Source organism: bacterium, assembly GCA_018814885.1.
Classification (GTDB): domain Bacteria; phylum Krumholzibacteriota; class Krumholzibacteriia; order LZORAL124-64-63; family LZORAL124-64-63; genus JAHIYU01.
In genome coordinates, this window is record JAHIYU010000143.1 from 72,507 (window position 1) to 96,759 (window position 24,253).

At 67.2% G+C, this 24,253-nt stretch carries 18 protein-coding genes; 16 read left to right on the top strand and 2 right to left on the bottom strand.

All coding sequences use genetic code 11. From position 1 onward, the window contains the following. The first annotated feature begins 5 nt into the window (after positions 1-5). A complete protein-coding gene (locus KJ554_10795; GenBank protein ID MBU0742823.1) occupies positions 6-737 on the top strand; it encodes a lipoate--protein ligase family protein in 732 nt (243 codons plus the stop codon). A gap of 1 nt (position 738) precedes the next feature. Here KJ554_10795 and KJ554_10800 read toward each other — a convergent pair whose 3' ends face one another. Further along, on the bottom strand, positions 739-2,028 hold the full coding sequence (locus KJ554_10800; protein MBU0742824.1) for a hypothetical protein: 1,290 nt from the start codon (positions 2,026-2,028) through the stop codon (positions 739-741). A gap of 27 nt (positions 2,029-2,055) precedes the next feature. Continuing rightward, the gene (locus KJ554_10805; protein MBU0742825.1) at positions 2,056-4,116 is read right to left on the bottom strand and encodes a hypothetical protein; all 2,061 of its coding nucleotides are present in this window, start codon (positions 4,114-4,116) and stop codon (positions 2,056-2,058) included. A 299-nt stretch (positions 4,117-4,415) separates the two neighbouring features. Here KJ554_10805 and KJ554_10810 point away from each other — a divergent pair, with 299 nt between their 5' ends. From KJ554_10810 to KJ554_10880, 15 genes are all read left to right on the top strand, one after another. Next, the gene (locus tag KJ554_10810; protein MBU0742826.1) at positions 4,416-5,399 is read left to right on the top strand and encodes an ABC transporter permease; all 984 of its coding nucleotides are present in this window, start codon (positions 4,416-4,418) and stop codon (positions 5,397-5,399) included. After that, positions 5,396-6,262, top strand: coding sequence for an ABC transporter permease (locus KJ554_10815; GenBank protein ID MBU0742827.1), 867 nt, complete (start codon positions 5,396-5,398; stop codon positions 6,260-6,262). Before KJ554_10810 ends, KJ554_10815 begins: the two co-directional genes overlap by 4 nt. Beyond that, positions 6,259-7,998: an ABC transporter ATP-binding protein gene (locus KJ554_10820; protein ID MBU0742828.1), complete on the top strand. Its 1,740-nt coding sequence runs from the start codon at positions 6,259-6,261 to the stop codon at positions 7,996-7,998. Before KJ554_10815 ends, KJ554_10820 begins: the two co-directional genes overlap by 4 nt. A gap of 225 nt (positions 7,999-8,223) precedes the next feature. Beyond that, entirely contained in the window at positions 8,224-11,220 is a 2,997-nt protein-coding gene (locus KJ554_10825; GenBank protein ID MBU0742829.1) for a TonB-dependent receptor, read from the top strand. Positions 11,221-11,274: 54 nt separating this feature from the next. After that, complete coding sequence (locus KJ554_10830; GenBank protein MBU0742830.1) at positions 11,275-14,076, top strand: hypothetical protein; 2,802 nt, start codon at positions 11,275-11,277, stop codon at positions 14,074-14,076. A gap of 65 nt (positions 14,077-14,141) precedes the next feature. Beyond that, positions 14,142-15,074 carry a PorV/PorQ family protein gene (locus KJ554_10835; GenBank protein MBU0742831.1) on the top strand — a complete coding sequence of 311 codons (933 nt, stop codon included), beginning with the start codon at positions 14,142-14,144 and terminating at the stop codon, positions 15,072-15,074. A gap of 161 nt (positions 15,075-15,235) precedes the next feature. After that, on the top strand, positions 15,236-16,891 hold the full coding sequence (locus KJ554_10840) for a GWxTD domain-containing protein (protein ID MBU0742832.1): 1,656 nt from the start codon (positions 15,236-15,238) through the stop codon (positions 16,889-16,891). A gap of 463 nt (positions 16,892-17,354) precedes the next feature. Next, positions 17,355-18,002, top strand: coding sequence for a MotA/TolQ/ExbB proton channel family protein (locus tag KJ554_10845; GenBank protein ID MBU0742833.1), 648 nt, complete (start codon positions 17,355-17,357; stop codon positions 18,000-18,002). Positions 18,003-18,046: 44 nt separating this feature from the next. Next, complete coding sequence (locus KJ554_10850; protein MBU0742834.1) at positions 18,047-18,463, top strand: biopolymer transporter ExbD; 417 nt, start codon at positions 18,047-18,049, stop codon at positions 18,461-18,463. Between the two features lie 15 nt (positions 18,464-18,478). Then, on the top strand, positions 18,479-18,898 hold the full coding sequence (locus tag KJ554_10855; GenBank protein MBU0742835.1) for a biopolymer transporter ExbD: 420 nt from the start codon (positions 18,479-18,481) through the stop codon (positions 18,896-18,898). A gap of 10 nt (positions 18,899-18,908) precedes the next feature. Beyond that, the gene (locus KJ554_10860; protein MBU0742836.1) at positions 18,909-19,541 is read left to right on the top strand and encodes an energy transducer TonB; all 633 of its coding nucleotides are present in this window, start codon (positions 18,909-18,911) and stop codon (positions 19,539-19,541) included. Between the two features lie 218 nt (positions 19,542-19,759). Then, complete coding sequence (locus KJ554_10865) at positions 19,760-21,145, top strand: TolC family protein (GenBank protein ID MBU0742837.1); 1,386 nt, start codon at positions 19,760-19,762, stop codon at positions 21,143-21,145. Further along, positions 21,145-21,855: an ABC transporter ATP-binding protein gene (locus tag KJ554_10870; protein MBU0742838.1), complete on the top strand. Its 711-nt coding sequence runs from the start codon at positions 21,145-21,147 to the stop codon at positions 21,853-21,855. Before KJ554_10865 ends, KJ554_10870 begins: the two co-directional genes overlap by 1 nt. Then, positions 21,821-23,080: a GWxTD domain-containing protein gene (locus KJ554_10875; protein ID MBU0742839.1), complete on the top strand. Its 1,260-nt coding sequence runs from the start codon at positions 21,821-21,823 to the stop codon at positions 23,078-23,080. The genes KJ554_10870 and KJ554_10875 overlap by 35 nt, the downstream gene beginning before the upstream one ends. 24 nt (positions 23,081-23,104) lie before the next feature. Continuing rightward, positions 23,105-24,253: a hypothetical protein gene (locus KJ554_10880; GenBank protein MBU0742840.1), complete on the top strand. Its 1,149-nt coding sequence runs from the start codon at positions 23,105-23,107 to the stop codon at positions 24,251-24,253.

Consider the following 24,253-nt stretch of genomic DNA (forward strand, 5'->3'; position numbering starts at 1 on the left):
CCGCGATGCGCCTGCGCGTGATCCGCGACGGCGCCCGCAGCGGTGCCGAGAACATGGCGGCCGACGCCCGCTTGCTCGAGGCCCACCGTCCCGGCGACGATCCCGTCCTGCGCCTCTATCGCTGGTCGCCGCCGGCGGTCAGCTACGGCTACCACCAGCGCGCGGCAGACTTCGATGCCGAGGCCGTGGCGCGCCGGGGCTACGGCCTGGTGCGCCGTCCCACGGGCGGGCGCGCCATCCTGCACGCCGACGAGCTGACCTACGCCGTGGTCGGTGATGCCCGTTCCGCCCTCTTCGGCGATTCGCTGCACGCAGCCTACGCGTCGGTCAATTCCGCCCTCCTGCTGTTCGTGCGGCGGCTGGGACTCTCTCCCGACGTCTCCGCCGGCGAATCCCTGGCCGCCGCGCGGGACGCCGTCTGCTTCGCGTCGGCCGGCCGTCACGAGATCACCGTGGGCGGACGCAAGCTGATCGGTTCGGCGCAGCGCCGGCTGGCGTCCGGTTTCCTGCAGCACGGCTCCATCCTGACCGGCCAGGGCCACGTCGATCTGCTCGCCTGTCTGCGGGGGGATGTCGACGGCCAGGAACAACGCGCGCGCCTGCGGGCGGCGACGACGGATCTCGCGCAGTTGCTGGGCCGAGAATTGGCCGTCGCGGATCTGGACGGCTTCGCGGACGCCCTGGTCGAGGCCTTCGCCGAGACCTTCCGCTGCGGGACGTACGCCGGGGGCGCCTGAATCAGAAGTCCAGCGCCAGCCCCGAGGCGAAGGCCAGACCCTTGGTGTTGTTGGGGAAGAATTGGCCGCGGTTCGCCACCGCGAGATCCCAGCGGACGGCGCCCAGGTTCAGACCTAGACCCGCCGCCGCGCGCCGGACCTCGCCGCCGAAGCCAAGCCCTAACCTCGGCTGCAGCCAGGACGCGAGGCGCCACTCCACGCCGATATCCAGGGCCAGTTTGTCGGACACGCCGGCCCTCTTCGCCACGCCGCGGGACAGGTCGCAGCCCAGCAGGAACGAGCCGAGCGTGTTGCTCGCGCCCAGGCGCACCACGGCGGGCAAGGTCCGCGCGTATGCCGCGGCGGCGTAGGTGGTGTCGCTCTCGGTGATGTGCGCGTCCATGTCGCCGCTGGTGGCGGTGACCGAGTCCCCCTTGGCGCTCCATACGCGGCGTTCCACGTCCTCGTCCCACGTCAGGCGGCTGGCCACGTTGCTCATGGCAAGGCCGACCGTCCAGCCGCGGGGGACCTGCAGGGCCAGGCCGGCGTCCACCGCGTACCCGCTCCCGCCCCGGGACATGAGCACGGCAGCGGTGGCCTCGCCGCGCACGCCCTCCATGTCTGCCGTGATGCCGCCGCCGGCCTCCTCCACGGTGAAATCGTATAGCCCGTACAGGTAGCGGGCGTTCACGCCGGCGGAGAGACGGTAGGTCCGGCGCGTGAGCAGGGGCGTGGCGACCGACAGGGTGGCCGCGCCCACGGCGTAGGCCTCGCCGTCGGTATCCTCGAACGAGAAGCTCTGGCCGATCTCGTTGCCCATCAGGATCAGGTCGAAGAAGTCCTTGTCCAGGGTGCCCGTGCCGCCGGCGATGCCCTGGAAGGTCAAGGCCAGCGGACCCGTGCTTACCCCCAGTGCGGAAGCCCGCACGTTTGCGTCCAGGATGAATCCCTCGGCGGGAATGTCGTCCAGCAGTTCCTGCTTGTCGGCCTCGGTCAGGACGGCGCCGCTGATCTCGTTGTAGCGGGCCAGGGAGAAGGCGTTGTTGTTGAGGTCGAGCGAGACCGATGCGATCCCCAGCGAGAGACCATCCTCGACGTCCAGCGCGAGGTTCGCCGGATTCCAGTCGACGGCGTCCAGGCCGCGGGACGCCGCCGTGTAGGCGCCGGACATGCCCATGGCCCTGACCTGTCCCTGTCCCAGCGCCTGGCCGCAGAGGCAGAGCAGCGCGCAGAGCGAACCGGCCAGCGCGGCCGTCGCGCCAGGATGCGACGGCGGCGATCGACGTTGTCTCGTCTCTGTGTTGTCGTTCAAGCCGATCTCCTTCCGCGCCGGCACGGATCAGTCGTCGTCGATCAGGATTTCCGCGGCCAGGGCCCCGCGGGCGGACAGCATGTCGCCCCAGCGCAAGACCACTTCACGGCCATCGGTGCCGGGGATCAGGGCGCGCAGGGCCGTGCAGGCCCCCGGGCGCGTGAAGGCCCGGACCTGCGCGGCGTCCAGCGTGATGACGTGTCGGATCGTGACGGACTCCCGCACGTAATGGGTCGTCTCGTCGATCGAGCCCGCCGCCACGGACAGGGGGCCGATGACCAGTTCGGGGTCGTCCAGTGCGGATGCCGAATCCGGTCCCACCAGGAACAGCACATCGAGGCCGAAGGGGAAATGGTTGTCGATCTCGGTGACGATCTCCGCCGCCAGCAGATGCTCCTCGAGGTTGCGGCGAAGCTCATCGTCGAGATCCAGGGGCTCGGATTCGCGGTCGATCTCGGCGTCGTCGATCACCAGGCGCAGGGGCGCGTCGGCCCGCCAGACCGCTCGCGCCTGGTCACCGGGGCGCACCGTGCCGATCTCGTCGTCGCCGCCGACGCTCACGGCGCCGCTGAAGGTGAAGCTCACCGGCAGGATGCTCAACAGGTCCGCGATGGTGCTGTTGGTCTCGTCCAGCAGGATGGTCGTCTTGGCCGGCTCCCCGTCGCGCGCCGGCGCGATGCCGGCCGTGGCCGCGAGGGACGCGGTCTCGCCGCTCGCGTTGCGCCCGGTGAGCCGCAGATCGATGTCGCCGCCGATGCCCGTGCCGTTGAACAGTTCGATGACCAGGGTGGCCGCGGGCAGTTGCAGGCCGTCCAGCTCGTCGGGGATGTCGATTTCCTGGGTCATCGGCTCGAACTCGAAACTGCGCGCGGGTATGAGGCCGGTGACCTCGCCGATGGCCAGCGTGGTGGCGTCCATCTGCGCGGAGATGCGCATCCAGGAGGCGATGTCCACGAGTTCGCCGTCGCTGCCGGGAGAGACCACGCCCACCGTGTAGGTCAACGAGTCCAGCGGCGCGCCGCCGCCGGCAGTGATGCGCGCGCCGGCCAGGTCGGCCTGCGTGACTTCGGTGCCGTTGCGCGGCATCGCGAAGGTCAGCAGGTAGGGGGCGCCGGCCGCCGTCTCGAAATCGTCGAAGTACAGGTAGACCGTCGCGGGGACGGGCAGGCCGCTCATCAGGGTGACGTTCATGACGCCGCTGGCCACGATCGCTTCGATGATGCGCAGCGAGTCCGGCAGGGCCACGCTGCCGGTCTCCTGGAAGGACTGGTGGCCGATGGCCGCCCGCGCTTCGTCCACCACGAGATCCCCGATGGACAGCGACACGCTGAGGGAGGCGTCGGGTCCGATGCCGGCGCCGGCGGAACCGGCCGAACCGCCGGTCAGGCGGATGCCCAGGCTGCCGGGCAGATCGACGTCGGCGAGGTCCGCGACGGCCGCGGCTTCGGCGCCCGGAGCGATCTCCGCGTCGAACGCGAGCGCGGCGATCACCGCGCCCGTCACGGGGTGCACCACCTCGGCCGTGATGGTCTCCGGGGGGGAGTCTCCCGAGAGGGGTATGGGCAGCTCGTTGTGCAGGGTCAGCGAGATGATCCCCGCAGAGACGTGGGCGTGGTCGAAACCGTCGATCACGAGAGGATCGCCCTGCACGTCGAAGGTGATCGCCGGCACCGGGTAGAAGCCCGGGGGCAGGGATCCCGCCGCCGGCCAGATCTCGACGAGCGAGAAGGTGTACGACAGGGGCTCCGGGTCGTCGAGCTCGACCGCGCCGATGGTCGCCTCGGTGTTGATGGACTCCAGATCGGCGCTGAGGTCGAGATCGAGCACGACCGACGTGGTGTCGCCCTCCACGCGGAAGAAGAGGAGCGAATCCTCGCCGGCGTGGAGGTACTCCTGGTCGGCGATCAGCTCTGCGACAGTCAGGTCGTGCGTCCCGACGGGGATCGCCAGGCGGGTGGAGAAGGTGGGCAGCGCCGGATCCTCGATGGTGCAACCCGCCGCCAGCGCCAGTGCGATCCCGCACATGCAGGCGGCCGCCACGGACGGCCTGGCGCGTGGCCCGGTCTTTTTCCTGTTTCGCGATGGCATCCGTCTCTCCCCTGTCTGACGACTGTTGGCTGTGCGGTCCGCAGATGAAAGAGTCGTGCCGCGCGACCGTCGATCGTCGCGGGGGATCCCGCGGGGAGCCATGGGGAACGCACGTCCATCGCGAGCCATCGCGGGGAGTGCCGCCGGCCGAATGGGCATTGCAGACCGCAACGAGGTCGCCCGCCCGCGCTCGGCGCTGCTGCAGGCTGCACGCGGCGGGAAGCAATCTGCGACTTCGCTTGACCGGCCCGAGCGGCGTTCCTAGACTCAGCCATGCCCTTGACGAGGAAAGCCATGCCATGACCGGTTACATGCTCCGGCGTCTGGCGGGTTCGGCGCTGCTCGTGCTCGCCCTGTTGACGGCGGTGTTCTTCGTGGTGCGTCTCGCTCCCGGCGATCCGGCCGAACTGCATCTCGACCCCGACCTGGGATCGCTGCAACGCGATCAGGTGCGCGCGAGGCTGGGCCTGGACGCGCCGTTGCACGTCCAGTACCACCGCTGGCTCGCCAACGCGCTGCTGCGCGGCGACCTCGGCCGCAGCATGCAGTATCATCGGCCCGTCACCACGCTGCTGGCCGACGCGATTCCCAACACGCTGCTGCTGACCGTCAGCGCCTACGCGGTGCATCTCGCCCTCGCGGTGTGGGGCGGGGTCTGGATGGCCCGCCGCAAGGGGACGCGGGCCGAGAGGGGGGCGACCGCCGCCGCGCTGGCGCTGTATTCCCTGCCCGCCTTCTGGCTCGGCCTGATGCTCATCCTGATCTTCTCGCGCGCGCTCGGCTGGCTGCCGGCGGGAGGCATGCATGCGCCCGACGCGGCGCTCATGGCCTGGCCGGCGCGCCTCTGGGACACGATGCGCCATCTCGTAATGCCGGTGCTGGTGCTCGGCGTGGCCTCGGCCGCCGGCACCGCGCGGTACCTGCGCAGCAGTCTCGTCGACGTGCTCGCCAGCGATTTCATCCTCGCCGCGCGGGCGCGCGGCCTGTCCGAGCGGGCGGTCGTCTGGCGGCACGCCGTGCGCAACGCCCTGTTGCCGGCCGTGACGCTGGTGGGGCTGAACCTGCCGTTCCTGCTGGGGGGCGCCGTCGTGACCGAGACCGTCTTCGCCTGGCCCGGCATGGGGCGGCTCGCCGTCGAAGCCATCTTCGCGCGCGATTACCCCGTGATCATGGGTGCGACGGCGCTCTCGGCCGTCATGGTGGTGCTCGGCAACCTGCTCGCCGACATCGCCTATGGCTGTGTGGACCCGAGGATCCGTCTGGGCGGGGGGGGGCGGTCATGAGCCGCGACGCAGTGCGGGGCGGTCCGGGGCTGCTGAGAAGGCTGGACGCCTCGTCGCGCTGGGGATTGGCCATCGTCCTGCTCATCGTGGTGCTGGCCGTGTCCGCCGGTCCCCTCTCGCCGGACGATCCCAGCGCCGTGGGTGGCGCCGAGACGCATCTCCGGGCCCCCAGCTTCAGACACCCCCTCGGTACGGACGTGCTCGGCCGCGACGTGCTCAGCCGTCTCTTGCACGGCGGCCGCGCCTCGCTGATCGTGGGCTGGCTCAGTGTCCTGCTGGCAGTGGTGCTGGGCACGTCGATCGGTCTGGCGGCGGGCATCGGCCCCGCCTGGCTGGATTGCGCGCTCATGGCGGCGACGGACGTCTTCCTCGCCTTTCCGCGCATCTTCCTGATCCTGCTGCTGGTCGCGGTGGCGACGCCCTCGCTCGTCCTGGTGACCGTCGTGATCGGCATCACGGGCTGGATGAGCGTGGCGCGACTGGTCAGGGCCGAAGCGCTGGCCCTGCGCGAAAGGGACTTCGTCCTCGCGGCCCGCGGACTCGAACTCTCGAGCGTGCGTCTGGCGTGGCGGCACGTCCTGCCCCACGTTCTGCCCCTGGTCCTGGTGGCCGCCACCCTGCGCCTCGGCAGCGCGGTCCTGCTGGAGTCTTTCCTGAGCTACCTCGGACTGGGCGCCCAGGAGCCCCTGATTTCCTGGGGCGCCATGATCGAGCACGGCCAGGGTCATCTGCTGGACGCCTGGTGGCTGACCGCCTTCCCCGGCCTGGCCATTACCCTGATGGTGGTGTCCTACAACCTGCTCGGGGACGGCATCCGGGATCTCCTGGATCCGCGCGGCGGGGTGCGGAGGCGGGGCAGATGAGATCCTCCGCACTGCTGACCATCGAGAAGCTCTGCGTCGTTTTCCAGGGCCCCGCGGGTCCCGTCCGCGCCGTGTCCGGGCTCGACCTGTCGCTTTTCCCGGGCGGGATCACGGCCCTGGTGGGCGTGTCCGGCAGCGGGAAGACGGTCACGGGTCTGGCGGTCCTCGGTCTGCTGCCCCGGGAAGCCGAAGTCACCGGGCGCCTGGCCTGGCGCGGGGAGCCTCTCGACGGCGGGCGCGCGCACCGCGCCCGCCTGGGCCGCGAGATCGCCATGATCTTCCAGGATCCGGGCGCCTGCCTCGATCCCGTCTGGACCGTGGGCGCCCAGCTCATCGAGACAGTGCGCGCCTGCGGTGTCGCCGGGCGCCCGGCGGCGGCAGCTCGTGCCGGAGCCCTGCTCGCGGAGGTGCACCTGCCGGCGTTGGTCCGGGAGAGATATCCGCACCAGCTGAGCGGCGGCCAGAAGCAGCGGGTCATGCTGGCCCTGGCCCTGGCCGGCGACCCGGACCTCCTGATCGCGGACGAACCCACCACGGCTCTCGACGTGACCATACAGGCCGGCGTGCTGGACACCCTGCAGACGGTGGTCCGCAAGCGCGGCATGGCCATGCTCTTCATCACGCACGATCTCTCGCTGGTGAGCGGTTTCGCCGATCGCCTCGCCGTGGTCCACGAGGGGCGCATCGTCGAGGAGGGCGCCGTGGCGTCGGTCCTCGCCGCGCCCGCACAGGCCCGCACGTGCGAACTCCTGGCGGCGTTGCCCGAGAAGAGTCCGCCCCGCAGCGCTCCGGCCGCGGTGGCGAGCGCCCCCGTGCTGGCCGTCGATTCCCTGAGGGTCGAGCATGCGCGACGCCGGACTTTCTGGAGACGGGGGCGGGAGGCCCGGCCGGCCGTGCGCGACGTGTCTCTCACGGTCCGCGCGGGCGAATCCGTGGCACTGGTGGGCGAGTCCGGCTGCGGCAAGACGTCTTTGGCGCTGGCCGTGGCCGGTCACCTCGCCGGAGTCCGCGGGGAACTTCGGTTGAGCGGCGCGCACCGTCCGCCGGGCGTTCCCACCAGGCTGGTCCAGCTGATCTTCCAGGATGCCAGCGCGGCGCTGGACCCGCGCCAGACCTGCGGGAGCGCCATCGCCGAAGCCGCCGACGCGGCGGGAGAGGAGCGCAGCGTCGCCGCGGCATTCCTGCGGGACGTCGACCTGCCCCCCGACGTGGCGGCGCGCCGTCCGTACCAGCTCAGCGGAGGCCAGCGCCAGCGCGTGGCGCTCGCCCGGGCCCTGGCGGCTCGTCCGCGCCTGCTTATCGCCGACGAACCGACCGCTTCGCTCGACGTGGTGATGCAGTCCCGGATCGTGAACCTGCTGGCTGGTCTGCAGGATGCCCAGGGTTGGGGCCTGCTCTGGATCACCCACGACCTGCCGCTGGCGCGATCGATCTGTCACCGCATCGTGGTGATGTTCCACGGCGAGATCGTGGAGGAGTTGCCGGCCGCCAGAGCGCCACGGCATCCCTACACGCGAGAACTCGTGGCCATGACGCCGGTTCTCGGCGAATGTCTGCCGACACCCGGGGCGTCCGCTCCCCTCGAGGCGGGACCGCCGCCCGAGGGCTGCGCGTTCGCACCGAGGTGTCCGCTGGCCCTGCCCTCGTGCACGCTCGAGAAACCGACGCTGCAGGACGCGGCCGGCGGTCGTCGGATACGTTGTCCCGTCGTGCTCCGGAATGGTGGAACACATTAGGTTGACAGGGCTTTCGGCAATCTCTATATTCAGCCGGAAGTTGCCGGTTGACCGTCACGACCCCCCATTTCCCGACTTGTGGCCCGCCAGGTGTGATCATGTCGGGGTGCGTGAGGTTTCGGTATGTGTTCGACAGACCGAGATGCGTTACATCCTCGTCGTGCGGTACCGGTCGACCGGTACTCATGCTCGAACCGGACTGGATCCGTTGAAAGGAGCGCCCAGATGCTCCGGCGCAAATGTCTAGCGAGCGTCCCGACTTTGCTCTGGTTGGTGGTGCTGACCCTCGTCCTGACCCCCCTGGCGGTTCACGCCCAGGGCACCTTGGGCACCATCAAGGGCACCATCCGCGACTCGGAAACCGGCGAATTCCTGGATTATGCCAATGTCCTGCTGGACGACGGTTCGCGAGGCACGATGTCCCTCGGCAGCGGCGTGTTCTACTTCAAGGGCCTGCTGCCCGGGCCCCATACCGTCCAGGTCCTCTACCTCGGCTATGCCCCCGAGACGCTCACCGTCGAGATCGCGGCGGGAGAGACCAAGCAGATCCGCTTCGACATGAAGGTCGTGATCGTCGAGACCCTCGATGCCTTCGAGGTCGAGGGAGCGCGCTACATGGTCGAGGTCAGGAACGCCACCACGGAGCAGCATTTCGGCGGCGATCGCCTGCAGGACTACGCCATCGACTCGGTCGAGGAGGCCGTCTCGAAACAGGCCGGCGTCCAGATGCGCGACGGCGAGCTTTACGTCCGCGGCGGCCGCTCCGGCGAGGTCTCCATGCGCATCGACGACGTGCCCGTGGACAACGTCGGCGGCGGCGGCGCCATCAGCGTCTCCTCGATGGCGGTCGAGGCCACGCAACTGGTCACCGGCGGCATGGACGCCGAGTACGGCTCCGCCATGTCCGGCGTCATCAACGTGACCACCCGCACGGGCGGCGAGAACTTCGAGGGCGGCATCCGGTACATGACCGACGATTTCGGGCGCCAGGACAAGACGTACACCAACTACGACCGCTTCGAGTTCGGCTTCGGCGGGCCCACGCCGGTCGACAAGCTGACCTATTTCTGCGCGGGCGATTTCTTCTTCACCGACACCGAGAACTACTCGGTCGCCAACCGCCCCGAATATCGCGTGAATCTCGGCAACACGACGCTGTTCCAGTTCCGCCGCCGCCAGGTCAACTCCCTCAAGGGATCGACCAAGTGGAAGTACGACTTCAGCGAGAACCTGCGCCTGACCGGCGAGTACACGCTCAACTTCGTCTCGAACGAGGGGTATTCACCCAACTGGAGCGTGTCGGGCTATGCGCGACGCGTGATCTACATGCCCTTGATGATCCCGACGCCCGGGGACGATTCCTGGCTGTACACGCGCAACTACGTGCCCGTCTACTACGGGCCCTGGTACGAGCACATGCACGAGAACGCGCATCCGGCTGTGGTAATAGACTTCGAGAACGCGAGCATGAACCGCCGGGTGGCGCCTCTGCTCCAGGTCCGCGCCATAGACGGTCGCCTCTACACGGTGGCGGTCGAACCGGGCTTCGACGGCTTCCGCTATCCGAACTCCACCTTCTCCACGGCGCAGGAAGATTCCTCGTACACCTGGTTTAACTCGGCCGACCGCAGCGGCGAGAACAACAGCATCGGTCAGAACGTCAAGGTTGTCCTGACGCACAATCTCACCGAGAGCACCTTCTACACCATGAAGCTGAGCTATCTCGCCAACGACGACCTCTTCACGGTCAACGGCAAGGACCCGTGGGAATTCCAGCACGGAGGCATCTGGTCGCCCGGCCTGTTCGGCGGACAGGCACCTCTCTACCTGAACAGTTCCGACTACTACACGGACCCACTGAACCCGCTCTTCATCACCAGCAGCGATTTCCCGTACTACTCGGAGAACTACGTGCGCACCTACCTGATGAAGTTCGACCTGACCACCACGCGCTGGGAGGGGCACCTGGTCAAGACGGGACTGCAGCTCCAGTACAACGACATCGAGAGCATCGAGCTGGCCTACCCCGCCGTCGAGCGCCAGAACCGGTTCACCGGTGACTACAGCCTCGGCGCCAACTCGAACATCTACCACTCGTACAACCCCGAGGCTTCCTGGTTCATCCAGGACCGCTGGGAGTACGAGGGGATGGTCATGAACTACGGTTTCCGCTGGGACCTGTTCTCGCCGGGATCGGCGGCCGAGATCCTGCTCGACAACGAAGATGTCGACAAGAACATCATCAAGTACAAGCACCAGTTCTCGCCGCGTCTCGGTTTCGCGTTCCCGATCACCGAACGCGACGGCTTCAACTTCTCCTACGGACGCTTCATCCAGTTCCCGTCGCGAAACCTGCTGTTCAGCAGCCAGGACGCGGTCGGCAACACCGGCGTGCTCGGCAACCCGAACCTCAAGGCCGAGACCACCATCGCCTACCAGGCCGGCGTCAAGCACCAGTTCACCGACTATCTCGCCGGCTCCGTCGCCATCTATTCGCGCGACATCTACGATCTCATCGCCTCGACCACCGTGACCGACGAGGAGACGGGCAACACCCTGCCGCGGTACATCAACAAGGCCTATGCCTCGGCACGCGGTGTCGAGTTCACCCTGAACAAGAGGTTTTCCAACAACTTCGCGTTCGACCTGGCCTACACCTTCTCCTACGCGGACGGCGTGGCCAGTTCGCAGCAGTTCGGCGCCAACCCCGAAGGCCTGGAGTTCCTGCCCAACCAGGAACTGCCGCTGAACTGGGATCAGCGGCACGTATTCCACCTGTCCCTCAGGTTGGCGGAACCGCAGTCCTGGTCCGGCTCGGTGACCTTCTCCTACGGCAGCGGCTTCCCCTGGACGCCCTTCGACCGCTACGCGCGCAAACAGGATCCGCTGATCGAGAACAGCATGCGTCTGCCGTCCACCTACGACCTCACCCTGCAGGGAGAGCGCCAGATCAACTTCTACGGCCAGCAGCTGACCCTGTTCATGCAAGCCCACAACCTGATCAACCAGGACATGGTCCGGGCGCCCGCCGCCGGCATCTTCCCGGGGATGCGCAACGCCACCGCCGCCTACACATCGTACCTGACCGAAACCGGCAAGTACGGCGGTGCCTATCTCCAGGATTCGAACGGGGACAACTACAACGAATTCATCCCGATCAACGATCCTCGCGTCTTCATGGATCACCGTCTCTTCCGCGTGGGCATCGGCTGGCAGTTCTAGGGATATGCATTCTCCGGTATGCGTGCAGGCAGACCGTAGAGGGAAGGATCGAGAATGACTCATAGCCGCAGCGTCTCGCGCTTGCGTGTACAGCGTTACGTGCGACTCGTCCTCGCCGCCGCCGGCGTGCTGGTGGTGACGTGCCCGGCCGCGCTGGCCTGGGTGGATATGACCGATTACGGTGTCGATCCGTACCCTCATCCGAACGGCATATATATCACCGACGGTTCGTACGTGATGAACGTCGGCGAGCTGCACATCAACATCACCAACTTCGGACTCATCGGTTCCCAGGCGCCCTCGACATGCTCCTGGTGCGACGCGCCGTCGGCCCAGTGGCCGGCCGGTTCGGGCGTCGAGTACCTGTGGGCCGCCGGTCTCTGGGTCGGCGGCGTGACGCTCGGCGAGAGGCTGGTGTCGACCGGCCAGTACGAACGGGAGATCCTCGCCACCAGCGAGGTGGAGGACACCATCTACGAGGCCATCGGCGGCCGCCTGCTCCGTCCGCCGGGCAACACCGACGCCAGCGGCAGGCGCATACCCGAAGCCGATCCCAACGACGACGACGACTACGACGACTTCGGCGTGGCGCGTGTCGACGAGGAGACCCTCAACGGCTACGACGACGACGACGACGGCCTGATCGACGAGGACTTCGCGCAGATCGGCAATCAGATGATGGTCTGTACGATGTACGACAACACCCGTCTCGCGTCGGAGCTCTATCCCGACCACACGCCCCTGTACCTGAAGGTCATACAGAACTCCTACGGGTGGGAGAACGACGACGCCGACGACTTCGTGGGCTTCGAGTTCGAGATCACGAACATCGGCGTCGCGCCGATCAACGACGTGTACATCGGGTTCTTCGCCGATTCGGATATCGGTCCCCGCGACCGGCCGGGGCGCGCCGAGGACGACCTGGCCGGAAGCTACACCGGTTTCGTGCTGGCGCGCGACAACACCTGGGTGCCCGTGACCCTGGGCTACATGTTCGACGACGACCAGGACGACGGCGCCACGCTCGGCTATTTCGGTGTTGCGTTCCTCAGCCACGACACGGACCCCACCGGGGCCCGGGCTCCGGAAACGATCTCCCTGCATTCCTTCCACCACTTCTCGGGACAGGCCTCCTTCGACCAGGGCGGCGATCCCACCAACGACTCCGAGCGCTACCAGCTGCTCAGCGAGAACGTGATCATGAACAACGTCACCGAGGGCCGCGAGAACGACTACCGCTTCCTGGTGGCGGTGGGACCGTTCGCCGAGCTCCCGCCCGACGAGACCCTGACCTTCCAGGCGGCGCTCGTGGTCGGCAACGGGCTGTCCGGCCTGCTGGCCAACGCGGCGGAGGCCGTTCTCACGTGGGACGGGAATTTCTTCGACCTCGACGGCAACTCCCAGACGGGCATCAACGGCCGCGAATCCCGGATCTGCGCCAACCAGTTCCCGGACGGCGCCATCTTCGAATGGGCGGCCGATCTGATGGACCAATCCTGCGTGCCGACAGACTACCTCCTGAGCTTTCCCAGGATCGGCGCCGACGACCTGGACGCGGAGGGCTGCCTGTACGTCAACATGGACAACTGCTACGAATGCGGGCGCCAGGCCGGCCAGTACTGTACGCAAGAGAACCGGCTGATCACGACCGTCTGGAACTGCTGGGATCCGTCGATCTCCGATGCCAACAAGAAGGGCTGTACGGGGATCGAGGGCAAGGAGACGCAGGTGCACTGGCTGGTGGGCATGGCGCCGCCGCCGCCGGGCACGCGTCTGTGGCCCACAGACAGGTCCGTCCACGTCTTCTGGAACAACCTGAGCGAGACCACGCCCGACGTGCGCAGCAACAGGATCGACTTCGAGTCGTACCGCCTCTGGCGCGCCGACAACTGGGAGCGTCCCTTCGGCGCCTCGGTCGAGAACGGTCCCGAAAGCGGCCTGTGGCAGCTGATCGCCGAGTACGACCTGGACAACACTTACGTGCAGCGGCGCGAGTTGATCGACGGCTCGGTCGTGATCGACACGCTTCCCCTCGGGCGCAATACGGGCCTCGAGGAAATCCGCTACACGCCCGTGTGCCTCGCCGACCCCACTTTCGAGATGCCCGCGCCCGGCCTGGCCGAGGCCATGCGCCAGGTCGTCGAGGCAGACTCGCTCGGCCTCTTCCAGCTGCGCCCGCCGCTCTACGACTCCGAAGGGAGCGTCGTGGAGGGACTCGAGGCCCTGCTGCCGTGGCAGGGCTATCCGGCCCATCTGGATACGTTCTTCTGGGTGACCCCGCGCGTGGCCCTGGCCCCGACCCATGTCGCCAAGGACGCGGTCGAATTCTACGAGTACGTGGACTACGACGTTCACAACGGCTTCTTGTACTTCTACTCGGTGACGGCCACCGATCATGCCATGGATATCAACGACGACGATACGATCACCGTCACCGGCAGCGGCATCGTCGGGGACCCGAGTTCGTCGTTCAACGACGTGCGCCCGGGATCCTTGGCCCAGACGGCCGAGGAACGGAAGCAGAACGGGGTGGACATCTACGTGTACCCGAATCCCGCCACGCGGGACGCTCTGGAGGAGTTCCAGCTGTTCTACCCGAATTCCGACGACCCGACGGGCATCCGGGTATGTTTCGCCAACCTGCCCCGATCGCACAACTCGGTGAAGATCTACACCCTGGATGGCGATCTGGTCGAGACGCTCGATCACGACGGAACGGATGGCTACGGAGAGATTTGCTGGAACCTGGTGAGCCGCAACGGTCAAGAGGTGGTAAGCGGCATCTACCTGTACACCGTCGAGTCTCGGGACGCCCAATTTGACGACTTCATCGGAAAGTTCGTCATTATACGTTAGAACGTCGTCGGCCGGTGGAGAACCGGTGCGAACGCACTCCGTCGAGGACGGATCTGGAGGTTTTCATGAAGCGCATCGCATTGCTCGTCATCGTCGCCCTGGCCCTGCCGCAGGCGGCCAACGCGCAGCTCTTCGCCAAGGTCGGCACCTTCGGTGCGCAGTTCCTGCAGATCGGGACCAGCGCCCGGGCCACGGGGATGGGCTCGGCCTTCACGGCGATCGCCGATGACGCCAGCTCCGTGTTCTGGAATCCGGCCGGCCTGGTCGAGGTGCGGGGCAACGAGTTCCACGCTTCACAGGTCGAATGGCCGGCGGACATCAACCTCAGCTCCGCCGTCCTGGCTTTCAATCCGCGCATCCTGCCCGGCACCTTCGCCCTGTCGGTGCGGTCGCTCTGGCTGGACCCCATGCTGGTCAGGACCGCGTATCTGCCCGAGGGCAACGGCCAGACCTTCGATGCGGGCATGGTCGGATTCGGCTTCTCCTACAGCCGCTTCTGGACCGACAAGTTCTCCGCCGGCTTCACCCTGAACTACCTCCATATGGGTCTGGCCGAGGAAGCCGTCAACACGGCGAGTTTCGACTTCGGGATCATTTACCGCATCGGCGTGCGCGGCCTGCGTCTGGGCATGGTCATCCAGAACCTCGGCGGCAAGATCACCTACGACGAGCTGCCGGCGAAGATGCCCACGATCTTCAAGGTCGGCGCCAGCTTCAACATCACCCAGACCAGCAACCACTCCCTGCTGGCGTCCGGTGAATTCCAGCACCCGTCGGACAATACGGAGCGGGCCAACCTGGGACTCGAGTACAAGCTGAAGGAACTGCTCTACCTGCGCGGCGGCTACTACATCAGCTACGATACGGAGGAGTATTCCGGCGGCTTCGGCGTAATCGTCAACACGGGCAAGGATTCCCGGGCCATCGTCGACTACAGCATGGTGAGCATGACCGCGCTGGATCTCGTGCACCGGCTCAGTCTTACCGTCACGTACTGACGGTCCCGACGTTCCTGCGGCGCCCGCTCCTCACCTCCGGGGGGCGGGCGTTCCGCGTCATGGAGCGTGCCCTCGGCGACTGTTGCCGTGAATGGCGGTCTTCCGTATGTTCCAGGCTGCAGCTTCGTGCGAACGACCGGCGAACCCAACGGCAGAGGTGGATGATGGATGTGCACCCCAGGGGAGACCGTGCGAGGGCCGTCGCCGGCTCCTTGAGGCGCAACCGCCTCGTGTGCGGCCTGCCGCCGATTCTCGCGGCCGCCCTCTCGATTCTCCTGCTCGGGGCCTGCCCGGCGAATGCGGCGCTGGTGCGCCCCTGGGAGGGCGCCGGTGGGTTCTCGTACGTGGTGGACGTCGTCGAGCGTCCTCGCGAGGACGGCGTGGTCGATCTGGTCCTGCTCTTCAGCGTGCCCAACGCGGAGCTGGCCTTCCAGGAGGAATGGGGCGGCGGGCAGCGCGGCAAGCTCGCGGCCAGGGCTGTCCTGAGAGGTCACGACGGGTCGGTGGACCGCGAGGTCGAACTCGATCTGGTCGCCCGCTCGCGGGACGATGCATCAGCCCAGACCGCCTACCAGGTCTTCACCCTGACGCTGCCGGGTGTCGCCGACCAGGCCGGTCGCCTGAGCTGCGAACTGCGCGACCTCGAAGCCGGCCGGATCCTGCGCCTGCGCGATGCGGGCGCCGCAGATCCCCGCAGCGTCGTCCAGGGCGAATGGTTCGCGGATGCCGCCCGCCGGGAGAGCCACGGCCTGTGGCTGGGCTCCCCGCTGTTCCTGGCGGGAGCGCCCCGCCAGGAGATCGCGGCCTCGCACGCGGACGTCGCCCGGCCCGAACAGACGCTGCTGGGCGAGTTTCTCCACCCCAACCGCCGCTACGGCATCGAGCAGTCCAACCTCCAGATCGTGTTCGACATCGAGGCGCTGGGCTTGACGCGCGAAAACGCCGGCCATCTGCCGCGACACCTGCTCGTCCAGCTGCTGTCGACCGAGTTGGACTACGCGATGCGCGACACCATCGCGCTGGACATCGACCCCGCGGCGTTCGTCGCCGGTGGCGGGCTGGCCGAGATCGCCTGGGAGTACGACGTCAACTACCTGCCTCCCGGCGCGTATCAGCTGAGCTGCGCCCCGCTGGACGGCTACGGCAATTCGTGGGTCGTGGAATTCGACGTGTTCTGGTCCCTGCAGTCCTTCGCGCGTCCCGCCGACGAGCAGTTCCTGATCGGCAGCATGGTGTTGCTCGGCGACCGCCGCGACGCCTTCGACAGGGCCGGCGCCAGCGGCCGCGAGGCCATCCTGGCCAAGTTCTGGGACGAGAACGATCCCGATCCCGACTCGCCCGGCAACGAGGCCCTGGCGGAGTTCCGCCGCCGGATGTCCTACGTCTCGCAGTACCTCGGCGGTTTCGGCCGCGCGGGCCCGGTCGATGACCGTGGCCTGATCTACCTCATGCTCGGCGAGCCGGACGAGATCCAGCAGCAGGTCATCCCCATCAACTCGCGCAGCTTCCTCGACGCGATCGACCGCGTATACAACGCCTACCTGGGCGTCAGCTACGGCGACGTGATGCACGACGACTACTCGAACGACGAGCAGACCATCCAGTCCGTCCGGCAGAAGCTGGACCGGACCACCAGCATCGAGCGATACAAGTCCTTCGAGTTGTGGGTCTACCAGGGCAACGGCAGCAGTCTTTTCCCGAACGCATACACGGACATGCCGCTCGGTCTGCGCTTCCTGTTCCTGGCCAAGCTGGGGGGCGGCACCTACAACCTGGAGCTGACCAACGCCTGGGATCACGGCATGCCCGGCAAGTGATGTCGGGAAGCGCTTAAGGCGTTGCCGGAAAGACAAAAACTGTTGACTTGGTAAGTGCGTTGACACTTATTTCAGGACACAATATACTCGCCGGCAATGGCCGGTTTGGGCGGTTCGAATACAGTCACTGACCACGGCTTGGCCCGGCTGGATGCGCGGACGGCCTCTTCTCGCCCCCGCCGCCTCTCAGCAGACTGAGTTCTTTCGGGTTTCATTCAGGAAAGGGAGATCTGGCACAATGGCACGTCACGGTACGTTCAAATATGCCGTTCCTGGGTTGATCTGCATCTTTCTGCTCGCGGCGGCCCTGTCGGTCCCGGCGACGAGCTTCGCGCAGGAAGAGACGGCGGAAGGACCTAACGTCGAAGGCATCATGGCGACCTCCGACTCCCTTGGCTTCGCCACGAGCGCCGCGGATTCCGGCGGCGAAGTTCCCATGGTCATCGAGAGGCGCGGCGGTGTGATGGGCGCCATCGAGCGCAGCGCCTTCGGCAAATCCGGCGCAGGCGAGCTGTTCGTCAAGGGCGGCAACTTCATGTGGTGGCTGCTCGCCGCAGCCCTGCTCGGACTCGTGTTCGTGATCGAGCGCCTCTGGACGCTCAACCGGGCGCACGTGAACACCCGCAAGCTGATCGGCACCGTGATCACCACCCTGCGCAACGACGGCGTGCAGGCGGCCGGGGAGGAATGCCAGAAGGTGCGCGGGCCCATCGCGGCCATCCTCTATTCCGGCCTGCAGAAGGCCGATCGCGGTCCCGAGGCGGTGGAGAAGGCCATCACCACCGCCGGCACCATCGAGATGGCGTTCCTGGAGCGCGGTCTGATCTGGATCTCGTCGGTGTCCACCATCGCGCCCCTGATCGGATTCCTGGGTACGGTATCCGGTATGATCAACGCCTTCGAGGCCATCGCCACCAGCGACACGGTCAACGCCCAGCTGGTCGCGGCGGGTATCTCGGAGGCCCTGATCACCACCGCCACGGGCCTCGTGCTCGCCATTCCCACGTCGATCGCCTTCAACTACTTCGTGTCGCGCATCGACCGTTTCGTGATAGAGATGGAAGAGGCCTCGGCCGAACTCGTCGAGGAACTGATCCGGGAGCAGCACTGACGATCGCCGCCCCCGCGCGGGGCGGCATCGCGAGGAGATAGCGCGTGGGCATCCTGGCCAAACGGAAGCGAAAGCGGGCGATGGGGGAGATCCCCATGGCGTCCACCAGCGACGTCGCCTTCCTGCTGCTGATCTTCTTCATCGTGATGCCGATGAAGCAGGACGAGATCGGCATCTCCCTTGTGTTGCCCGGCAAGACCGCGCAACCGACGGTGCGGATCAGGCAGAGCAACGTGGCGACAATCCGCGTGCACGCAGACCATCACCTCACCCTCGACAACCAGCCCGTGCGGCTCTCCGACATCCAGGACATCATCAGGCGGCGCGTGGCGGAGAACGACAAGACCGTGGTCATCCTGGAGACCCATCCCGACGCCGACTACGGCATGATGATCGCCTGCCTGGACGAGGTGAAGCTCTCCGGCGCCAGGAAGTTCACCCTCAAGACCACCCAGATGTAGGAAGGAGGAGAGGCCATGCAGTTCGCGCGGACGACCAAGAAGGAAACATACATCCCGACCTCCTCCATGGGCGACATCGCCTTCCTGCTCCTGGTCTTCTTCATGGTGACCGTCGTGTTCACCGAGGAGACCGGCCTGGTGGTGAAGCTGCCCCGCGCCGAAGCCGGCGAGGAAGGCATACGCGAACTCATCAGCAACATCTACATCAACGCCGCGGGCAAGATCTCCATCGACGACATGATCGTGCGGCCGGGGGACGTCACCGCGGTCATGTCCCAGAAGGTCGCGGCGAACCCTTTCCTGATCGTCGCGTTCAAGACGGACAAGCACACGCCCTATGGCGTGGTGAGCGATGTCATGGAAGGGCTGAAGGAGGCCAACGCGGTGAAGGTCTTCTTCAACACGGACATGGAACTGCCCGGCGTGGTATTCTAGGCAGGTGAGGATGACGACGGCGACCTACAGGGCCACCTCGGCCAACGAACTCTTCAAGGCGAAGTACAACAGGTACATCCGCTGGTCCCTGATCGCGGCTATCGTCTTCACGATCCTCTTCTTCCTGTTCTCGCCCAAATACAAGCCGAATCCCTACCGGATCTACAAGGATGAGATGTTGATGGTGGACGTCCAGACGGCGATCGACATCCCCGACATCCCCCAGGAGACGCTCAAGCCGCAGGTGGCCGTCGAGGCCGCGCCCGACGACATGGTGGATGACGAAACCGAAGTGGCCGACTCGCTGATCGACTCCGACGAATTCCTCGACATCGGCTCGGGTCTCGACGAGGGCGGCTCGGATTTCGAGGTCTCCCAGGACAAGCCGGTCCTGATCAGCTTCGCCCAGCCGGACTACCCCGAGATCGCCCGGGCTTCGCAACTCGAGGGGACGGTGCTGGTCAAGGTGCAGGTGGGCACCGACGGCACTGTCCTGCAGGCCGTGGTCATCAAGTCGGTGCATCCGACCCTGGACCGCGAGGCCCTCAAGGCCGCGCGCCGCTGCAAGTTCAAGCCGGGCAGGCAGCGCGACATACCGGTCAAGGCGTGGATGGCCATTCCCTTCGCCTTCAAGCTCCACTGACCCGAAGCCGTGGACGGTTTTGCCGGGCGGGGATGCAACCCCGCCCTGCTTGCTGCGTCTATATCCAGTCGGGAGAGCGGACGGGCCGCAGGCCGGAACATGCGTGGATCCGGGCCGGGTCCCCCGACAGGGCAGGAAGTCTTCCAGAAATGCGTTTGGCAGAGGCGCGGGTCTTGTCTACAATCCCCGGGACCTCATCAATCCAAAGGAGTCCAGGCATGGTTCGCTTGCAGGAAGCCAGCATCGGTCCGGTGGTCTTCGCTTTGGCCGCCTTCACCGCCTTGTTCGCGAGCGCCGGCGTCGCGGCGGGGCAGCCGGCGGGGAGCGTGCCGGTCTACGATCTCTCCCAGTGCATCGGCATCGCGCTGGACGGCAGCCGCTCCCTGGCCATCGCCGGGGAGAACACCTACGTGGCCAGGCATGGTGTGCGGCAGGCGTGGGGAGCGTTCCTGCCCGATCTTAGCTCCAGCTACACGTGGCAGCGCAGCGAGCGGACCGACTTCGGCTACGAGATCCGCGATCCCAGCACGGGCGCCCTGCTGAGCACGATCGATCTGGATACCCAGTACAAGGACAAGCGCCTGTCCCTGAACAGCAGCTTCACGGTCTTCGGCGGCTTCCGTAAATTCGGCGGGCTCAAGTCGGCGCGCAACGAGCAGCGCGCGGCGGCAGCCGATTACGCCTACAGCCGACAGCTGGTGATCCAGACGGTCTCGGTCGCCTACATCAACCTGCTGCGCAACCAGCGGCTGCTGGAGGTGGCGCAGGAGGCGCGTGACCTGGCCGGACGGGAGCTGGAGAAGACCGAGACCTATCACCGGATCGGCAGCGCCGCCCGGAGCGATGTCCTGCAGGCGAAGGTGCGGCTGGAGCAGACGCGCCTGGACGAGATCCGCGCCCGCAACGCCGTCGCCCAGTCGTTCGCGGACCTGGCGCACGCCATGAATCGCCCCCTGCTGGACCGCTTCGAGGTGGATCCGTCGCTGCTGGACGCGGAATCCGACGTGGAACAGCTGGATGTGCTCTTCGCCGAAGCCCTCCAGAAGCGCCCCGATCTCCAGAGCAGCGCTTTCACCCTGGCCGCCCGCGAGGGCGACGTGATGACGGCCGGCTCGCAGCTGTGGCCGCAACTGAACCTCTTCGGCAGCTATTCCCGCTCCGAGAACGAATCGGAGTTCCGTTTCGGCGCCCAGGAATCGGACGCCGTGAGCTGGGGCTACCAGGTAAGCTGGAACATCTTCGACCGCCTGCAGACGCTCTCCGGACGCTCGCAGGCCAAGGCGCGCCAGCGCATCGCCGAGTACAACCTGGACCAGGCGCGTCTGGACGCGCAGCTCGAGGTCCGGCAGCTGTACAACAGCCTGATCGAAGCGCGGGAACGCATCTCCCTGACCCGCGAGACCATCGCCAACGCCCAGGAGCAGCTGCGGCTCGCCCAGGAGCGGTTCCGCGTCGGCGCGGGCACCATGCTCGACCAGATCACCGCCCAGGTGAATCTCTCCCAGGCCCAGAGCGACGAGGTGCAGGCCATCAGCGATTCGGTCATCGCCTCGCTGCAGCTGGAACGGGCCGTGGGGCGCCCGCTCGATCGGCTGGCCCGGTGATGGAAGGCCGGGCCGGCGATGCGCTCATCGAGATCTCGAACCTCTCGAAGATCTACCACGTGGGCGACGAAGAGGTGCGGGCGGTAGACGACGTGGATCTCTCGGTCGACCGCGGCGAATACGTGGCCGTCATGGGCGCGAGCGGATCGGGCAAATCCACGCTCATGAACCTGGTCGGCTGCCTGGACACGCCCAGTACGGGCAACTACCGTCTCAACGGCCAGGAAGTGGCCAGCCTCGACGACGATGCACTGGCCGGGATCCGCAACCGCGAGATCGGCTTCGTGTTCCAGACCTTCAACCTGCTGCCGCGCCTCACCGCGACGCAGAACATCGAGCTCCCCCTGATCTACGGCGGCATGGGCCAGGCCGAACGCAGGCGCCGTGTGGCGGAGGCCCTGGCGCAGGTCAGCCTGACGGATCGCGCCGCGCATCGCCCCAACGAGCTGAGCGGCGGCCAGCGGCAGCGGGTGGCCATCGCCCGCGCCCTGGTGGGGCGGCCCTCGCTGTTGCTGGCGGACGAACCCACCGGCAACCTCGATTCGGCCACCAGCGAGGAAATCATGGACGTCCTCGATGCGCTGCACGACGCCGGGCACACGATTCTCGTGGTCACCCACGAGGAGGACATCGCCGCCCACACCAAACGGATCATCCGCCTGAAGGACGGGCGCATTGAGAGCGACCAATCCCGCACGTCCACCCACTGAGCGCGCTGCCCGCCGCCGGCTGCCGGCGGCGGTCCTGGCGCTGCTGCTCTGCGCCGCTCATGGCCACGCGCGGCCGCCGCTGCCGGCCCCGTCGGCGCTCGAAGCCACGGTGGCCTCGCGTTTCGCGGTCGACGGCGACGTGACCGCGGTGGTGCACGTGTCGCTGCCCTACCGAGCCCTGGTCTTCAAGCGCGACGGGGATCGGTTCACCTCCACGCTGCAGGTGTCCGTGGTGGCGAAAGCGGGGGGCAAGCGGATCGGCGGCGGTTTCGCCGCGGTCACGGCCGCCGCCCCCGACTACCCGGCCACCCGCTCGGACGAACGCCTCTGGTGCGCCGTCGACGTGCCGCTGACCGTGCAGAAGGAGGCCGTCCTGCAGCTGCGGGCGACCGTGGCCGGCACCAGCCGGACCTGGGAGCGCGACCTGCGTTTCGATCCGGTGGCGGCCGGCGCCGTCCCCTTCCATTTCACCGGTTTTCACTGGAACCTGGACCTCGGCGCCGCCGCGGAACACGTCGTCGGCTCCGGGACGGATACCTTGACGGCCGTGATCACGCTGGCAGCGCATTCCGTGCGCAAAGACGCGCCGTCGCGCGCCGACCTGCAGATCCTGGTGCGCAACGGTCAGGGTCAGGAGCGTATCCTGGAACGCGTCGCCCTGACCCGCGCGTCCGGCGATACCGTGGTCGAGCGGTTGTCGGTGCCCGCGACGGGGATGCCCTTCGGCCCGCTGGTATTCACGGCGCGCATCATTGCGGACGACGGCGCGTCGCTCGACCTGATGCCGGGACGCGAATTCGTGAACCTGGCCGTGCCCTGGGACGACGAGGCGGCCTGGCGGCGGCACGTGGGCTGGCTGGAGATGATCGTCGACGGCGACCGTCGCCGCACGCTGGCCGGCACCTCGCCCGCGGGCCGGCCGGCGGCCTGGCGGGAGGTCTGGCGCGAGCGTCCGCCCGACGCCCGGCCCGTCGAACGCGAGCACTTGATGCGCATAGTCGAGGCGGACCGCCGCTTCGGGCGGTTCGGGCGCGGGGCTCTGAGCGACCAGGGACGCATCTTCATCTTTAACGGCGAGCCGGACCGCATCGAGACCCTGGAGATGGATGCGACCTATCCCGGCGCCTGGCAGATCTGGTACTATCGCGGCACCGGCCTGCTGTATCGTTTCTACGATGCTTACGGGATGGGCGACTACCGCCTCTACGACACGGCACCCTATTGATGACCTAGTGAGGAAGCCATGGACATGCTCCGCCACGCACTGCTCGGCGCCGCGTTGCTCTGCTGCGCCGCGCCCGCCTCCGCCACCTCCGCGCGCGTCGAGAGCCTGGGCGGCGGCGGCGACTACTTCGAGGACGTCGACAACGTCCTGCGCTGGTACGGCTCGCTGCCCTCGTACGGCGGGACGGCGCTGTTCGAGCTGGGGGAGAAGACGTCCGGCGCCTCGATACGCAACCGCGGCGCGGCGATCCTGGCGGAACTCGACCGGGACGGGGCCTGGGGTACGGCCGGAATGTTCCTCTTCGGCGACAACAGCGACGAGGTGATCCGGCTGGCCTGGGGCCGGCGGCTCGGCGCCGTGCGTCTGGGAATCCAGTGGAAACTGAGCTGGGAGAGCTACGGGTGGTACGATCATGACGCGTCGTCCGTGGGCTGGCTGGACGCAGTGGATCAGGTCTTCGGCGCCGGCCTACGCTGGGAAATGGACGACCGCACCTATCTCGACGTCGCGGCGGACATCACCGAGGCGGGCCGGGAAGTAGAGATGGGGGACGCGACGATCGAGCCCGAGAATTTCAGCGTTGAAACGTATAGCTGGCGATGCAGGGGATTCCACGCGTTAAGCGATGCGACTGTGATCGTGCCCCTGGTCTCGTACGACCGGTTCCTGCAGACGGCCTATCTCTCCGCACAAGACGGCGTCTACGACTGGGATCTGGATGCGTTCCAAGCCGGTCTCGGTTTCAATCATCTCCCCGACGCCGACACCATGCTCGTGGGCTCGTTCACCTACGGGCTCACGCACGATTCGCGGGCGCATCCCCGCGACGAGTCCGACGAGAACAGGCTGACGGCGACGTATCACGCGTACGATCTGCGGCTGGGCGTGGAAAGGCGGCTGCTGGGCTGGTTGACCTTGCGGGCCGGCGCCTGGCAGTCGCTCGTCCTCCACGATGTCGTGGTCCAGGAATCCCCGGGCGGACCCGGGGTCGCGGATCGGTCCAGCGATGAGGATCTGGATATCAGCCTGGGTATCGCGCTGCACTTCGGGCCGTTCGACGCCGATTTCGCCTTCCAGGAGAACGCTCCCTTCAACTTCGGCTCCTTCATCACCCAGGCTGAGACCTACGAGGATTCCACCTGGTCCAGGATCACCCTGCAATGCGTCTTCTAG

Excerpts from the sequence above, each read along its gene's own strand:
- KJ554_10870 (MBU0742838.1), top strand. The coding sequence starts at position 21,145 with ATGGAAGGCCGGGCCGGCGATGCGCTCATCGAGATCTCGAACCTCTCG.
- KJ554_10860 (MBU0742836.1), top strand. The coding sequence starts at position 18,909 with ATGACGACGGCGACCTACAGGGCCACCTCGGCCAACGAACTCTTCAAG.
- KJ554_10835 (MBU0742831.1), top strand. The coding sequence starts at position 14,142 with ATGAAGCGCATCGCATTGCTCGTCATCGTCGCCCTGGCCCTGCCGCAG.
- KJ554_10825 (MBU0742829.1), top strand. The coding sequence starts at position 8,224 with ATGCTCCGGCGCAAATGTCTAGCGAGCGTCCCGACTTTGCTCTGGTTG.
- KJ554_10815 (MBU0742827.1), top strand. The coding sequence starts at position 5,396 with ATGAGCCGCGACGCAGTGCGGGGCGGTCCGGGGCTGCTGAGAAGGCTG.
- KJ554_10855 (MBU0742835.1), top strand. The coding sequence starts at position 18,479 with ATGCAGTTCGCGCGGACGACCAAGAAGGAAACATACATCCCGACCTCC.
- KJ554_10820 (MBU0742828.1), top strand. The coding sequence starts at position 6,259 with ATGAGATCCTCCGCACTGCTGACCATCGAGAAGCTCTGCGTCGTTTTC.
- KJ554_10795 (MBU0742823.1), top strand. The coding sequence starts at position 6 with ATGCGCCTGCGCGTGATCCGCGACGGCGCCCGCAGCGGTGCCGAGAAC.
- KJ554_10840 (MBU0742832.1), top strand. The coding sequence starts at position 15,236 with ATGATGGATGTGCACCCCAGGGGAGACCGTGCGAGGGCCGTCGCCGGC.
- KJ554_10810 (MBU0742826.1), top strand. The coding sequence starts at position 4,416 with ATGACCGGTTACATGCTCCGGCGTCTGGCGGGTTCGGCGCTGCTCGTG.
- KJ554_10865 (MBU0742837.1), top strand. The coding sequence starts at position 19,760 with ATGGTTCGCTTGCAGGAAGCCAGCATCGGTCCGGTGGTCTTCGCTTTG.
- KJ554_10845 (MBU0742833.1), top strand. The coding sequence starts at position 17,355 with ATGGGCGCCATCGAGCGCAGCGCCTTCGGCAAATCCGGCGCAGGCGAG.
- KJ554_10880 (MBU0742840.1), top strand. The coding sequence starts at position 23,105 with ATGCTCCGCCACGCACTGCTCGGCGCCGCGTTGCTCTGCTGCGCCGCG.
- KJ554_10830 (MBU0742830.1), top strand. The coding sequence starts at position 11,275 with ATGACTCATAGCCGCAGCGTCTCGCGCTTGCGTGTACAGCGTTACGTG.
- KJ554_10805 (MBU0742825.1), bottom strand. The coding sequence starts at position 4,116 with ATGCCATCGCGAAACAGGAAAAAGACCGGGCCACGCGCCAGGCCGTCC.